Source organism: Caldalkalibacillus salinus, from assembly GCF_016745835.1.
GTDB lineage: Bacteria > Bacillota > Bacilli > Caldalkalibacillales > JCM-10596 > Caldalkalibacillus_A > Caldalkalibacillus_A salinus.
Map to the genome: position 1 here is coordinate 31855 of NZ_JAERVL010000025.1, position 14606 is coordinate 46460.

The following is a 14606-nucleotide window of genomic DNA, read 5'->3' on the forward strand; positions in this document are numbered from 1 at the left end:
TGAATATTTAATCATCACGACCGTGTCTGGATATGTTTAATAGAATACCAATTGAAAACAGTGTTAACAAGAGTGAAGACCCTCCATAACTGATCAATGGCAAGGAAATACCCGTAACGGGTAGTCTTCCAGACACCACGCCAATATTAATTAGCGCCTGAACGCCAATCATAGACACGATCCCAATTCCTAGTAACGTACCGAAAGTGTTTGGGACTCGGACAGCCGCCCGAATGCCTCTGACAATCAAAAGCGCATAACACACAAGGATGAAGGAAACACCCACTAGTCCGAGTTCTTCCGCTGTAATGGCGAAAATAAAGTCCGTCTGGGCCTCGGGCAGGTAGAGATACTTTTGTATACTATTTCCAAAACCTCTCCCAGTAAAGCCACCATTGCCAATGGCTATAAGCGATTGTATTAGTTGATATCCCGTATTTTGGGCGTCTTCCCATGGATTCTGATAAGAGGTTACACGCTTCACTCGATAATCACTCGTTAATACGAAAACAGTGAAAAGGACAGATGTGAGTGCCCCTAAGCCAAACATATGTCTAAATTGGGCACCTGAACAAAAAATCATGACCATGGTAAAGAACAAGACAGACATGCCTGTTCCCAAGTCTCGCTGTAACAGTATCAGCATAAAGAAAATCGCGACGACAATGAGAGGTGGAATGAGCCCTCGCTTGAAATTAGTGATATAAGACTGTTTCTTCGAGTAGATTGACGCCAGGTATATAATCAGCCCAATCTTCACAAATTCTGAAGGCTGTATATTGGTAAAGCCTAAATTCAACCAGCGCTGGGCACCGTTACGGGACACCCCTAGGTCTGTTAAAACCAATACCATTAAGATAAAAAGCCCCCCAAGCATGATAGGCACATAACGACGATAAACGTCATAGTGAATATTCATCGCGATGACCATACCAATAAGCCCACCAATGGCCCAAACGAGTTGCCGTTTAAAAAAGTGGGCTGGGTCCTTATACTCGCTTAGGTAAGCTATAATTTGGCTCGAGCTATATACCATAACCAAGCCAACACCAAGAAGGATAAAGGTTAGAAGTAGAATGAGAAAGTCTGGTTGTTTTGCTCTTGTTTGGATGTCTTCCATTAGTCAAACCCTTCCTTTTATACAGGTCTCATCTGTTTCATCTTCTTACGTTCTTATTCGATTCCTAGGTCTCAATTCCCTGCTTTTATGTGATAAAACTCTAAAATCAGGAGAAACTAGGCACGAGGTGATCATATGAATCGAGCGATCGCAACGGGACTCAGTGGTATAGCCATCGCCCAGCTTTTAAAAATCCCTACACGCTATCTAGAAGAGGATGCTGAACATCTTACACTTGAACAAGTTGTGAGTACGGGTGGTATGCCGAGTTCTCACTCTTGTGGCGTGACCTCCTTGGCAACGTATCTTGGATTAAAAGAAGGGTGGTCTTCTAGTACGTTCGCTTTGGCCTCCATGCTGGGCATCATCGTCATGTACGACGCTTCTACCATTCGTCGTTATGCTGGAGAAACAGCCATTCAGGTGAACGATTTGGATAAGCATATGGAGGTTCTCACCGGCCATCATCCAGGTGTTGAACATATCCGCCGTGAAGAAGAACTGAAGGAATCGTTAGGGCATCAACCGCTGGAAGTGCTCGCTGGTGCACTATTAGGTATTGGTATAGGGGCTGTCAGCTACGCCCTTCAACCCAAAAGTAAACGCCGTTGGTTTGGTAAGAAATAAATGAGGCCTTCTATGACCCTCCTACACCTGAACATGATATAATAAGAGCAACAATTATGTTTTGGAGGGTTATTTTTGTATCCACAAGCGTTTATTGATTATCTCATCTACTTTCATGCTGATCGCGATTACTTTGAATGCCATGAAGTACTCGAGGAGTATTGGAAAGAGCAAGATCAGAAGGATAAGGTTTGGGTGGGCTTTATACAGCTGGCCGTTGCGCTTTATCACCAACGCAGAGGAAATTTCAACGGAGCCGGTAAAATGATGAAAGGCGCCATTCGCATTCTTGAACAAGAGCAGGCTCAAGTGAGTGGTTTGGGCGTAGAAGCGCCGACGTTAATTGATGACTTACGCCGTCGATTACTAGACATCGACCTTCACCAGCCCTACCAGAGCATTGAACTCCCTCTGAAGGAAGACCTTAAGCAACGTTGTTTAGATATCTGTCAGCTACAGGGTAAGGTATGGAATAACCCGAGCAATCTAGATGATGCGTTCCTGCTGCATAAGCATACACGACGTGACCGTCAAGACGTTATTGAGGAAAGGTTACGCAACTTAAACGAGAGACAGAAAAAATACTAAGCAAGTAGAGCGTCTCTAGCCTTACCATTGGGTCATGATCCTTGGTAATCCCTAGAGTGCGCCACTACTTGCTTTTGTACTATCTTTAAGTGTATACCATTATTTTGTTGCATTCACTTTTTTGTTATGGTTTTTAGTAGGATATTGGAACCTGAATCGGATATTTAACAGCTTTGTTAACACGTAATAAGCAATGCCTGCGAACAGGATACCTCCCATGTAGTAAGAAACAAGTGAACGCTCGCCTCCATGATAGTTTATCTCGCTGAAGAACATACCACCCGTGAGAAAGAAGCATACAATCACACCCGCTTTTAAAATGGGTTCTATGGATTGATATAATAACGTTCTGCCGTGGTGTTCCGCTTTCGCATGACGTGATAGGATATAAGCCAGTGCAACAGACAGTAGCGTGTATAAACCACATACCAGGATCACGGTCCCTATACCACTCAGACCACCCTCTCTATGGATGGCGTCACTCGCACGATACCCAAAATCTGCAACATACATCGCTAGGGTCACCAACGACATGCTGTCCGTGAACCCGCTCATGCTAACAAACTCCCCAGTATGATTAGAAACGAACGTTCGCACAAGTTCAGCAAAGGGGATAGGAAAAATAACAAAGATCGAGGTTAACACTGCCTGAGCGAAGAAGCTGCCGGTGAGATAGCCAAACATTGTGGCAAAGCTAAAAATGGCAACAGTCCCTAGTATTGCAAAGATGACATAATAACCCAGTACTTCTAGGTGGAAGTACTCCGTTAATATCGTCGTCTGGATGACGATAAGCGATAATAGAGCGGATACCGCGACACTCCCTACGATGGTCAACACCCCAAGCAACCACTTTGAAAGCATAATCTCTTGTCTAGAGTAGGGCAAAGATAATGTTAACTCATACGATTGATTCGTCCTTTGAAGTCCCAGTAGTAAAGAAGCCATAATGATAACGACCATCCCTTGAAGGATCAAGGAGGTATCCATAAAGTAATATGACATATCATAGGCGCTCGGTGGCGGTGAAACACGGTGATGAGAATCCAGATTCTTCGGCCATTCGTTGTTGATGGATACAGATTCCTGAAACAGGTTATATGGCAGTAGTAATGAAACCAGTATGAATCCCCAAATCATGGTTTTCGCTTGTTTATAGTTTTGTCTCCATAAGCTTCTAGACCACATGGTCATCTCCCCCTAAGTGAGTCGTATAGATATCTTCTAGAGAAATGGATAGTTCATCCATTAGAATAGGATCATGCTTACGGATTTGGTTACGAATATACTCTGTGTTCCCCTGGAGCAAAACGGTCGTCACCCGCCCTACCTCGCTAAGAACGTGTACCCCCTCTATGTTCTCTAATACCTCTCTCGTGTTATTTGAAAGGACGACCTGAAGTTTGGCGTACTCCCGACTGATGTCATCTAAGTTAATCTGTTTAGCCAACGTGGTGCCCTTCATAAGCAATACGGTATCCGCTGCCTTTTCAATTTCATGCAGATGGTGCGTCGAGATCACGAGAGAGACTTCTCTCTCAGAGACTTCCTCTAACAGAAATTGAAGAATGTTCTTTTTGATGATGGGGTCTAATCCGTTAGTCGGTTCGTCGAGTAAGATCACATCCGTCATGGTGGATGCCACTAAAGCCACAAAGAAAGACGCCTTCATCCCCTTCGAAAACTTTCTAAGCCTGCCATTATTCGGGAGTTCAAAACGTTTGAGCAACTGGTAAAATTTCTGCTCGTCAAATGCGGGATAAATGTCCGCATACCATTGCTGTAGTTCCTGTATCGTGTAGTGTTTTAACACTTCTGTTGAGTCAGGTACATAAGCCATTCTTGTTTTCACTCTAGGGTGGTCTAAAATGCTCTGATTATCAATATGTACGTCACCCTGATCCGGATCTATAATGCCCATCATCGTTTTTAATAATGTGGTTTTCCCAACACCGTTCCGACCTAACAGACCTACTATGCTCCCTTTTTTAATACTGAAATTAACATTGTCAAAGATCAGTTCATTGTCTATTGCTTTACTTAAATTTTTAACCGTCAGCATTCTGTTTCCCTCCCAGTGCTTGAAAGTGTTGGTTCACCCATTTATTTAACTCTGACTCGCTAATCCCATGGTAAGAAGCCTCTATCACAATGGTCCTGAGTCGTTCTTGTAGTTCCTCTATTTTCTTAGGGTCATGGTTCACTTGCGGAGATTGAGAGATGAACGTCCCTTTTCCGCGTAACGTTTCTATAACCTCTAATCGTTCAAGCTCCTGATAAGCCTTACTGACCGTGTTAGGGTTGACCAGTAAGTGAGCAGACATTTCTCTAACAGATAGTAGCTTGTCACCAGGCTGGAGTACGCCTCGCAAAACTTGTTCCTGGATATGTTGGACAACCTGCTTCCAGATCGGCATATTACTTCTCGGGTCTAATTGAAACTGCATCCTCACTCCTCCTTTTCAAAAAGCTTAACGTCAATGTGTAGCAGTCGATGCACTAATCTCCTCCTTCTCTATGTCTCTCCATGTAGCATGCTTCTTTATGCTAACTGTATTAAGTGTATTATATTAAATAGATAATACAATATAACGACGGGTCGTGTTTGTCAATCCTTTTTTATGACCCTATTTTATGATCAAAAAAACCATTAACCCTATTCTTAAGGGTCAATGGTTTGTGAGAAAATGTGCGAGACTAGAAGATGTGCGGGGCTGATACACTAAATCTAAAGGGGTCGTGTGTCCAGACAATTTAGGCAAGCGTGTATCCAGGCCTTACAAATGTCCTAGTATGGATGGGACAATATGGGTAGGACTTGATAGAGACTGGATGTAGACCGGTTGTAAGAATGGTTGCGGAGCCTTAATACAAATTGGACGATTGACCACTTCATTTGTAGGCTATGATGGGCATGAGAAACAGAACAAAAAAAACTGCTAACGTTAGTACGTTAGCAGTCCTTGATTATTTATTGGATTTGCGTCCTAATCTTCCATCGTAGACAAATCTCCAGTTGGCAGCCCTAGTTCCCAAGCTTTTAGCACGCGACGCATGATCTTACCACTCCGCGTCTTTGGTAATTTGTCTTTGAACTCAATTTCTCTTGGTGCTGCATGAGCGGCGAGTCCTTTTTTCACAAAGGCTCTGATCTCTTCAATAAGGGCATCGGAAGGTGTATGTCCTGCACGTAAAGCAATAAAGGCCTTAATGATCTCACCTCTGACAGCATCCGGTTTACCGATAACACCAGCTTCAGCCACTGCTGGGTGCTCCACCAATTTGCTTTCTACTTCAAAAGGCCCGACACGTTCTCCCGCTGTCATAATCACATCATCAACCCGTCCCTGGAACCAGAAGTATCCGTCTTCGTCCATGTACGCGGAATCCCCGGAGACATACCAGCCTTTAATTCTGAAGTACTCTTGATATTTAGGCTCATTCTTCCATATCTTTCGCATCATCGATGGCCAACCGACTTTAATCGCCAGGTTCCCCATCTGATTCGGTGATAGCACATTCCCTTCGTCATCAATGATGGCAGCTTCAACACCCGGTAATGGTTTACCCATCGATCCCGGTCTCATCTCCATGCAAGGGTAGTTACAGATGAGCATCGCACCCGTTTCGGTCATCCACCACGTATCATGAATGCGTTTCTCAAATGCTTTCATACCCCAGCGAATGACTTCAGGATTGAGCGGTTCTCCTACACTTAAAATGTGTCTAAGAGAGCTCAGATCAAATTTGTTGACCACGTCTTCGCCAGCACCCATCAACATACGGAATGCCGTTGGGGCACTGTACCAGACAGTCACTTTATACTTTTCAATGGTTTCATACCAATCCTCAGGGCTGAATCGACCGCCGCGGATCACGTTCGTAGCTCCATTAAGCCAAGGAGCGAAGATGCCATAGGAGGTACCTGTTACCCAGCCTGGATCAGCCGTACACCAGTATACATCATCCTCCTGAAGGTCTAACACCCATTTTCCTGTCTGATAATGCTGCAGCATCGCATAGTGTACGTGCATGACACCCTTGGGCTTCCCTGTTGATCCGGATGTATAATGTAATATGAGTCCATCCTCTTTATCGACCCACTCAATATCAAGGTTGTCTGAATGCGTTTTCATTTTATTGAAAAAGTTGTAGAATTGTGTCCCCTCATAACGTTGGGATAAAGTGTCTAGGTCGGCTTCCTCATCAGATACTAAAACGACATGTTTTAACGCAGGAAGATCGTTCACAGGCACACGTGGTAATAATGTCGGTGTTGTGACGAGAGCGACCGCTTCAGAATTCTCTAAACGATCTCTCACAGCACCTTCCATAAACGCCTCGAATAAGGGCCCCACAATGGCACCAATCTTAATCGCCCCGAGGATACTAAAATATAGCTCCGGCGAACGAGGCATAAAGATAAACACTCGGTCTCCTTTTTTCACACCTAGTTCCCGCAGCATGTTTCCAGCCTGATTAGACTTTTCCTTTAAGTCTTGAAATGTGTACGATTCGTCACGGTTGGTATCGCTATAATACAGTGCAACCTTATGCTTCCTAGATCCTTCGGCATGTCGGTCTATTGCTTCATATGCCAAATTAACGTTCCCCGTTTCGTGCCAACTGAACGTTTTTTCTACCTCTTCCCAAGAAAAAGATTGGTATGTTTCGTCATAGTTATGTAGCTGATGGCCTTCTCCTACTGGTGCTATGCTTTCCACTTTCATAACGACACCTCGCTTCAAGTTTTTGGAATCTAGTTCGTATAGTTTTGATGTTAGTATATCAAATTATGTGTGTTTTCTCAATTTTTGATTTATTTTAAAAATGACAGTCCGCCATGTTTCTATTGAAAGCCCTTTATTTTTGGTATAATGGGATTGAAGCTACTTTTAGGGGTGAGGATGTTATGGACATATTGTATAGTACGGGTTTTGAATGTGAGAAGAAACTGCCAACAACCTTGGAGGATTTATTCAACCAATCTGACGTGACTTATCATTATGAAGGGGAAGAACGTCAATTGAACGTGACTTATGTACGCTATTTTGATCAATATATGCAAGAGCAGGGGATATATGATGCGGAGAAGACGGGGGTCCCCTTTTACCATATCGCGGCCTTATTAATCTTAATGAATCATAAGGGCTATGTGCAGGGTAATCGACTCTACTACAACGACACCGATCAATTCTTGCAGGCCTTCAACCAAGAGGATATCCCCAAAGCGTTAGACATTTATCAGTCTCTTACATAGGCTATCCAATTGAACAGCCATAGATTGAATGGCCTCCCTAGGTTGGACTGACTTCCGTAGATAGGACTTCCCTAGATAGGACCTTGATGTGTTTTTGTACCCCAGCAAACCTGTCAAAACCGCAGGTAAATAACTATAAATTCCGCTCATGCCCTCTTCCAAATAGACCAAGGCATACATAAGGTATAAATGTAAGGGTACAACACTTCAAAGGAGGTTTTGCTATGCACCACGGTTGCGGCGTCAGTGGCGTAGGTGGATACGGACCAGGGCAAGGACCAGGTTATGGTCACGGATACGGAGGATACAATGGAGGCTTTGAATTAATCGTTGTTCTATTTATCCTCTTAATTATTGTAGGTTCAGGTTATTTTTATGGTTCTGGCTCATAGTTACAATGCCTCATAGGACCACCCGCTCGGGGTGGTCGTAAATGATGTAAAAAACCTCTTCTACCACCATTCTACTTTATGGTTAGAAGAGGTTTTTCATTTGACTGATTACTCAAAGGACGTGGTATGCCATATCCTAGCAGTATACCCTTTCCCTCTTGTCACTGGTCTAGGGGCGTGGCAACAGTGGAACGGAACATCGTTGCCGCGCATATAGTAAATAACAAGACCATTTGTAGAGGTTTGATACCTTTAGATGACACAGGAGGGTCATGGTATGCCATGGAGATTAATGATAAAAGCCGGGATTGGAATACTGTTGGTATTCTATGGATACCTTAAAATGTTTCACTTCTTATAAAAGACACATCTATATGTCTTTCGATACGCCTTGATCCATCTCCAGTTTGCTCTCCTCTTCTTCACTGTCGACTTCCTTAGATAAGAACCAACCAGCAACTGCAATAAGAATGAGGACGGCATAAAACGTGATTTTCCATGCTTTAAGCTCTTCGATATGCTCCGGCAATACCCCCAGAGTCGGGTGGGACAACGTATAAACAGCTAACTTCACCCCAACCCAGCCCACGATGAGGAAGGCTGCTGTTTCTAATCCAGGACGGCGTTGTAATAGTTTGACAAAGAACGTAGCCGCAAAACGCATAATGACTAAACCGATAAATCCACCTAAAAAGACCACAAGGAACTTACCACCGTCTATGCCGCCTATCGGAGGTAAAGATGTAGCAGGGAGCGTTAAAGCTATGGCAAACGCAGCGAGTATCGAATCGACAGCAAACGCTATATCCGCTAGCTCGACCTTTAGCACGGTCATCCAAAAACCAGAACCCTTTCCCAGCTTCTTTTCTTCTTCCTGTGAGTCCTCAACTTGATATTTAACATATTTTTTGTACAAGTAGTTTAATGCAATAAAGATTAAATACATAGCACCGATCGCCTGTACCTGCCACACACCGACCAGTAAGGAAATAGCAAAGATTGAACCGAGACGAAAGACAAATGCTCCTGCCAATCCATAGAATAACGCTTTCTTTCTTTCTTCCTCAGGAAGATGTTTGACTAAGATGGCTAAAACAAGAGCATTGTCTGCCGCAAGTAGCCCTTCTAACACAATAAGAATGAGTAATACCCAGCCATACTCAATCAATAATGAAAAATCCATGTAAGCCCCTTCTTTCTAAGAATGATAAGTAGTGAAATGGTTGTAAAAATGTTTCAATACATAAACATAAAAAAGGACCTTCACCACACTGGTAAAGGCCCATATAATGGACAGACCTCTACCGTATTAACGGTAAAGGTCTCACTAACAATGAATCATTGCCAATAAATCCGGAGACGTCAGTCTCGTAATGACGAATTTATTGTCACAGCTACTCCCCTTTAAAGTTATATGCCTATGTAACAATTTATTAGATTTGCTTATATATTAAATCAATGATGCGATAACTGTCAAGAACATATCAAGAAGATATCAAACATATCAAAGACTTTGATTATCAATGATTTATGATCTACGACTCACTCTATGGTTTCCAAACACAGCTTAATACTAGAAATGAGATCAGACGTCGACCAACTGGCGTACTTCGGTTGATGACAAGCCAATTCATGGTTAGCTGGTATATGTATAAAGCCAGCCGGAATATGTGATCTCCCCTCTTGTTCAAGTGTATACAACGTCTGATACATGACATTGTTACAGACGTAAGTCCCCGCTGTATTGCTTATTTTGGCAGGATACTTGGCGCCTACCAATCGATCCACCATCTTCCTTATCGGTAGAGTGGAAAAGTAGGCTGCTTTCCCGTCTTGTTCAATGGGGGCATCTTTCCAGGCAACGCCTTCGTTATCCACCGCACCATCTCGACAGTTTATAGCGATGCGCTCAGGCGTTACATTCACTCTACCTGCAGCTAGTCCCAATGAAACGATGGCGTCCGGTTGACGTTCTCTTATCATTTCCGTTATGGCTTTTCCCGCTTCATCAAAGACAACGGGTAATACTTCCCCTTGTACCTTGTAAGGCCCAACCTGCTGACCGTTTAATGCGCTTACCACTTCTTCGGTTGGATTAATAGGGTGATCTAAAAAAGGCTCGAAACCTGTGAGTAAGATCTGTTTTTCACTCATCGTATCCTCTCCCTTAGTTCTTACGACGTTAATCTTATGGCCAAGTGAGATGCCAAGTAAGATTAAAACTTATAAGAAATGTCAAAAAAAATAATCCATTAAGTTGATTGATGCCCCTTGTTCCCCTTTGCTTTTTGGCCTGTCTTCTCTTGGTTCCTAGCCTTCACATGGTTTCTAGAAAAAATAATACTCAATACCATCAGTCCATCAGAGGGCCATCCCTTTTTCAACCGTGAGATACCCTTACGATAGGGTAACCATTGAACGACGGTCATGTAGAGATTCAAGACGAGAAAGACATATAATGCATGAGCGAGGAGAGTGTTCAAGCTTTGGCTGAATGTCACATAAAGCTCCCAGCTTAAAATATAGGTTATGAAGCTTAAGACACCGCCCCCCATGGCTACGCATAAGCGTTGCCATTTAGGGTACGCCTCTTCGTCCTTCACCTCGGTATAGCCTCCCAAGAAATTGTTCCAATTCCACTCAAAAGGAATCCTACCATGTTTCCAGGCTTTAATGGACCGCCCCGTCCCTAACTGCACACGGGTGACTTGCATCTGGCATAGCTTGGCTACACTCACGTGCCCCCACTCGTGTATATAAGACACGACAGGGAAAAACAAAATGAGGAGTAAAAATATGTATAATACGTCCAAAACAATCGCCTCACTGTCCTGTTCATTCAGGTACGAAAAAATGCGAAAATATGCTATGACCTGACCTTAAATAAAAAGAGACCTTTTTCGGTCCCTCATCATTGAGATGTGTCGTTGTTCTGCTCTTTTTGGTAATTTTCATACTTATCATATAGTTGAGCTAGCTCACGCTCTAATTGTGATAAAATCTGTTTTCCTGCAGCTTCTGTAATCAAACCTAAACGTAGAGCAAAATCTATTTCACGAGAAAGTCCAAACATTTGGGTATCTAAGACTTCTTCATAAAGAGGGCATTGGGGCATTGTCAAATTTTCCATCTGCACAGCAATTAGCTTTAAGATCTTGTCTGCATCAGCCTTTAATAGAGCCAACGCCTTCTCATTGCTCTCTAGTACGGTTTCGGTTGACAATTGTATCCCTCCGTTCGTCCATCCTACTCTTCATGATAAGACGTTGGACGAAAAATTGCAAGAAATCCATAAAATATTTGCTCTCAGGGCCTGGTGATAAGCAAAAAAGTAGAAGGATCATAAAAGATTCTAAAAGATACTGAAGTCCCAGCGTTTAGATATAGACTCGAGTAATGAGACACCACCGACACTGTTACCTTTCTCATCAAGAGAAGGTCCAAATACACCGATGCCCAGTTGGAACGGCACAGCGCCTAATATACCGCCGGACACGCCACTTTTAGCCGGTATGCCTACATGAATAGCAAACTCTCCAGAAGCGTTATACATCCCGCAGGTGACCATGAATGTTTTACAGATTCGCGCGACATGTACAGGCATCATTTGTCTACCGCTCGCAATATCTTTACCCTCATTGGCTAAGACGGCGCCTATCCGTGCTAAATCTAAACAGGTGACTTCTATGCCGCACTGTTGAAAATATAACGCTAAAATGTCTTCGATTGAACCGGTTAGCACACCGTCTTCTTTCATAAAATGGGCAAGGGCACGGTTTAAATGCGCTGTTTCATGCTCTGACCGAGCCACTTTTTCATTGACAGAAATCTTGGTATTGCCACTTAATTCATGTACAAACTGTAAAAGCCTTCCTAGCTTGTCATTAACCGTTTGGCCGTTTATCAGAGATGTCACTGCTATGGCACCAGCATTGATCATCGGGTTGAGAGGTTTGCGTGGATTCATCGTCTCTAATTTAATGATGGAGTTAAAGGGGTCCCCTGTCGGTTCCATACCGACCACATCAAAAACGACATCCTCGCCTCGGTCCATTAATGCTAACGCTAAAGCCAACACTTTTGAGATACTTTGCATCGTAAATGGTCTTGAGGTATCGCCCGCTTCAACCACTTCACCATCCAATGTACAAACACTGACACCAAGAAGGGAAGGGTCCACCTTCCCTAGCTCCGGTATATAGTCGGCAACCTCACCTTCACAGCATAACATTTGATGCTCTTCAACCATGAGATTAAGCTCTCTTTTGAGCTCAGTAGAGGATAATGTTTCCTGTCCGAATCGTGATGTGAGCACCGCTTACCCTTCCTTTAAACAACGTTTATTCGTTCGCCGCTACTTTTTTAGCGTTATCAGATGTGAGCGACAATATGAAATCAATCGTGTACTGATTGAATTGTTTTGGTTTTTCTAGACTGCATACGTGTCCACATTTCTGAAAGACGCGAAACGTGACATTCGTGAATTTCTGGTGAATGAGTTTCGCCGTTTTTAAGAATACGTGATCTTCGTCCCCCATCATCACGAGGGTTGGAATATTAATATTTGTTGGAAGGGATTCAAATATACGCTCTTTTTGTATGGCACGCCACCATTTGAGAAACGCTTCTGTTGTGACCTTTTTTGACTCTCGGATAAACAGTTTACGGGCAGCTGCATGTCGTTTCTTAGGCATGAACAGATAGGCGAACAGTCGGTAGACAATATCCTTGTCACACCAGCGGACTAATAGCTTGTCCCCTACGAGAATCATACCTCTAATAAACCATGAATACTTGGTAATCAGTCCACCGAAAATTAAACTTTTAACCATATGCCGGTAGTGAACCACAAAGCGTTGTAGAATCATGGTGCCAAAAGACACACCACAAAAGTGAGCTTGCTTAATATTTAACTGTTGTAATAGTTGCTTTAGGTCGTGGGCAGCCATATCAAAAGAATAGTCTGCTTCATCCACTGGCATCTGCTTAAGGGTTTCGCCATGTCCTCGAATATCGTACACCAAAACCTTAAAATGCTTGGCGAATGCTTGGACCTGCTTGTACCACATTCTTGTTGAACCACCAGCGCCATGTAGTAGGATGAGCCACTCTTTATTCTCTTGTCCATGGATTTCGTAATAATGTCTCACGTCTTACGCTCACTCCATCCATCGATCTATTTTGACAAAAGGTTACAAAAATTGTCCAATCTATATCATAACAGATTCCATCCCTCTCTGCACAGCATAGTTTTTCCATTACCGGTCCTCACTTCCTGCTTCGAAACTGCACACATTTGATTTATACTGTGATGTGACAAAAAGACGTCAAGCTTTTATAATGGAGACGACTCATTACCTAAAAAGCCATTACAGAAAGGACGTTATCTTAACATGGATGTCATTCAAATTAAAGGTGCCACAAAGTTCACCATACACTTAGACCCTAGCGTATGGATTTTTGACAGAAGAAAAATAGATTTAGACGTATACACACAACAAGGTGAGAGGCAAGAGGTTGACGAACGCACAATAACCGGTTCCTACGGTATACCATTTGAACCTTTCCTTAAAAATGCAGAACCGATGCCAGAAGCAAAATACGTCAAATGTCATGTGAACGACAGCGAGGTCATCACTCTGACGATGGACGAGGCACTTCAAGCGGTCCTTGGTTTCTCTCAAGGTGGAAGCCCTCTAAAAGAAGATGGTCCTGTTCATCTCTATTACGGTGACCAACGGTACAACGAAGCACCTATTACTCATATCACAGGATTTGAAGTGACTGAATAAGTCACCCACTGTCCCTGTTTTATATATTGTGCTTTATTATAGAAAGGCGTAAGCGCTTCATTATGATAGTAGAAACATGTCTTTTTCCCTTTGCGTAGGCAATCGCGTATGACGGCCTGCGCTAGGCTTGTCGCTATGCCGTTATGTCGATAGTGTGGGTCTACATAAAGACCACCTAACAAGGCATATTTTGGCGATTTTTTTAAAACCATCATCGTGCCCATGATGGCGCGCGGCTGATTTGTGTTAACGGCGAGAAAAAGATCTTGACGATGAATGAGCGTCTGTATCAGCTTTTGATCAATCAGGCTTTCCACCTCACTTGCCTGAAATAAATGTTGGATGAGAGGGAAGTCTAATGGCGTCGCATGACGAATCGTAATCCCTTTCATGGGAGAGTAGAGACGAGCCAACTGTTTCTCTGTCTGATTACTTTGCACTAAGAAGTACGCTTTTTCCAAACAGTTTATACGTCCGCCATGTGGCAGGTTTGTCAATATCGTCTCAATGACATCACGGTTACCGTGAGTAATAAACTGGGGCGTTTCATGCTGTATCCAATGATACAGAGGTGAGTTTGTAGAAGGCGGGTGGGCATACCCAAAAAGCATTAAGGACTCATGTTTGTATATAATGCCCTTGATGCTACTATTGCTCACTTCAGCATACCATCGTTGCTTTGTGTTATGATGTTCTAACTGCTCCAGTGCGTCTAAAAGCATGACATGCCAAGACTCATGACTTTTTAAGAAGTCATAAATACGTTGACGTTCCCGATGATTTATGGGAACAATAGCATGAGGCATATAGATGACTCCTTTCTAATT

The 14606-nt window shown here is 43.2% G+C and carries 17 protein-coding genes; 5 read left to right on the top strand and 12 right to left on the bottom strand.

The window, feature by feature from the left end; genetic code table 11:
• Positions 1-7 precede the first annotated feature (7 nt).
• On the bottom strand, positions 8-1111 hold the full coding sequence (gene ftsW / locus JKM87_RS14140; RefSeq protein ID WP_419761868.1) for a putative lipid II flippase FtsW: 1104 nt from the start codon (positions 1109-1111) through the stop codon (positions 8-10).
• Between the two features lie 144 nt (positions 1112-1255).
• Here ftsW and JKM87_RS14145 point away from each other — a divergent pair, with 144 nt between their 5' ends.
• Entirely contained in the window at positions 1256-1747 is a 492-nt protein-coding gene (locus tag JKM87_RS14145) for a divergent PAP2 family protein (protein ID WP_202081024.1), read from the top strand.
• 75 nt (positions 1748-1822) lie between these two features.
• Positions 1823-2335 carry a DUF309 domain-containing protein gene (locus JKM87_RS14150; protein WP_202081025.1) on the top strand — a complete coding sequence of 171 codons (513 nt, stop codon included), beginning with the start codon at positions 1823-1825 and terminating at the stop codon, positions 2333-2335.
• Between the two features lie 99 nt (positions 2336-2434).
• On the opposite strand, the gene JKM87_RS14155 is transcribed toward JKM87_RS14150, so the two are convergent.
• The 4 genes from JKM87_RS14155 to acsA form a co-directional block, all read right to left on the bottom strand.
• Positions 2435-3523 (bottom strand): ABC transporter permease subunit, encoded by a 1089-nt coding sequence (locus JKM87_RS14155; RefSeq protein WP_202081026.1) that lies wholly within the window; start codon positions 3521-3523, stop codon positions 2435-2437.
• Positions 3513-4397: an ABC transporter ATP-binding protein gene (locus JKM87_RS14160; RefSeq protein ID WP_202081027.1), complete on the bottom strand. Its 885-nt coding sequence runs from the start codon at positions 4395-4397 to the stop codon at positions 3513-3515. Before JKM87_RS14160 ends, JKM87_RS14155 begins: the two co-directional genes overlap by 11 nt.
• Positions 4384-4782, bottom strand: a complete 399-nt coding sequence (locus JKM87_RS14165) for a GntR family transcriptional regulator (RefSeq protein WP_202081028.1) — start codon at positions 4780-4782, stop codon at positions 4384-4386. The genes JKM87_RS14160 and JKM87_RS14165 overlap by 14 nt, the downstream gene beginning before the upstream one ends.
• 540 nt (positions 4783-5322) lie before the next feature.
• Positions 5323-7065 carry an acetate--CoA ligase gene (gene acsA / locus JKM87_RS14170; RefSeq protein WP_202081029.1) on the bottom strand — a complete coding sequence of 581 codons (1743 nt, stop codon included), beginning with the start codon at positions 7063-7065 and terminating at the stop codon, positions 5323-5325.
• 182 nt (positions 7066-7247) lie between these two features.
• Between acsA and JKM87_RS14175 the strand changes: the two genes are divergently transcribed.
• Both JKM87_RS14175 and JKM87_RS14180 read left to right on the top strand, forming a co-directional pair.
• A complete protein-coding gene (locus tag JKM87_RS14175; protein ID WP_202081030.1) occupies positions 7248-7595 on the top strand; it encodes a hypothetical protein in 348 nt (115 codons plus the stop codon).
• 224 nt (positions 7596-7819) lie between these two features.
• Complete coding sequence (locus tag JKM87_RS14180; RefSeq protein WP_202081031.1) at positions 7820-7987, top strand: YjcZ family sporulation protein; 168 nt, start codon at positions 7820-7822, stop codon at positions 7985-7987.
• Positions 7988-8357: 370 nt separating this feature from the next.
• Here the strand turns inward: JKM87_RS14180 and JKM87_RS14185 are convergent, their stop codons facing one another.
• The 6 genes from JKM87_RS14185 to JKM87_RS14210 all read right to left on the bottom strand — a co-directional run bounded on the left by JKM87_RS14185 (position 8358) and on the right by JKM87_RS14210 (position 13137).
• Positions 8358-9170: a TerC family protein gene (locus JKM87_RS14185; RefSeq protein ID WP_202081032.1), complete on the bottom strand. Its 813-nt coding sequence runs from the start codon at positions 9168-9170 to the stop codon at positions 8358-8360.
• Positions 9171-9529: 359 nt separating this feature from the next.
• Positions 9530-10141 (bottom strand): pyroglutamyl-peptidase I, encoded by a 612-nt coding sequence (locus tag JKM87_RS14190; protein ID WP_202081033.1) that lies wholly within the window; start codon positions 10139-10141, stop codon positions 9530-9532.
• Between the two features lie 98 nt (positions 10142-10239).
• Positions 10240-10800, bottom strand: coding sequence for a M50 family metallopeptidase (locus JKM87_RS14195; protein WP_202081034.1), 561 nt, complete (start codon positions 10798-10800; stop codon positions 10240-10242).
• 98 nt (positions 10801-10898) lie between these two features.
• Positions 10899-11210 (bottom strand): Fpa/YlaN family protein, encoded by a 312-nt coding sequence (locus JKM87_RS14200; protein WP_202081035.1) that lies wholly within the window; start codon positions 11208-11210, stop codon positions 10899-10901.
• Between the two features lie 129 nt (positions 11211-11339).
• Positions 11340-12236: a glutaminase A gene (glsA, locus tag JKM87_RS14205; protein WP_202081102.1), complete on the bottom strand. Its 897-nt coding sequence runs from the start codon at positions 12234-12236 to the stop codon at positions 11340-11342.
• Positions 12237-12327: 91 nt separating this feature from the next.
• Positions 12328-13137 carry an alpha/beta fold hydrolase gene (locus JKM87_RS14210; RefSeq protein ID WP_202081036.1) on the bottom strand — a complete coding sequence of 270 codons (810 nt, stop codon included), beginning with the start codon at positions 13135-13137 and terminating at the stop codon, positions 12328-12330.
• Between the two features lie 243 nt (positions 13138-13380).
• Here JKM87_RS14210 and JKM87_RS14215 point away from each other — a divergent pair, with 243 nt between their 5' ends.
• Positions 13381-13779 (top strand): peptidyl-prolyl cis-trans isomerase, encoded by a 399-nt coding sequence (locus tag JKM87_RS14215; RefSeq protein ID WP_202081037.1) that lies wholly within the window; start codon positions 13381-13383, stop codon positions 13777-13779.
• On the opposite strand, the gene JKM87_RS14220 is transcribed toward JKM87_RS14215, so the two are convergent.
• A complete protein-coding gene (locus JKM87_RS14220; protein WP_202081038.1) occupies positions 13749-14585 on the bottom strand; it encodes a GNAT family N-acetyltransferase in 837 nt (278 codons plus the stop codon). The two genes, JKM87_RS14215 and JKM87_RS14220, sit on opposite strands and share 31 nt — an antisense overlap.
• Positions 14586-14606 lie beyond the last annotated feature (21 nt).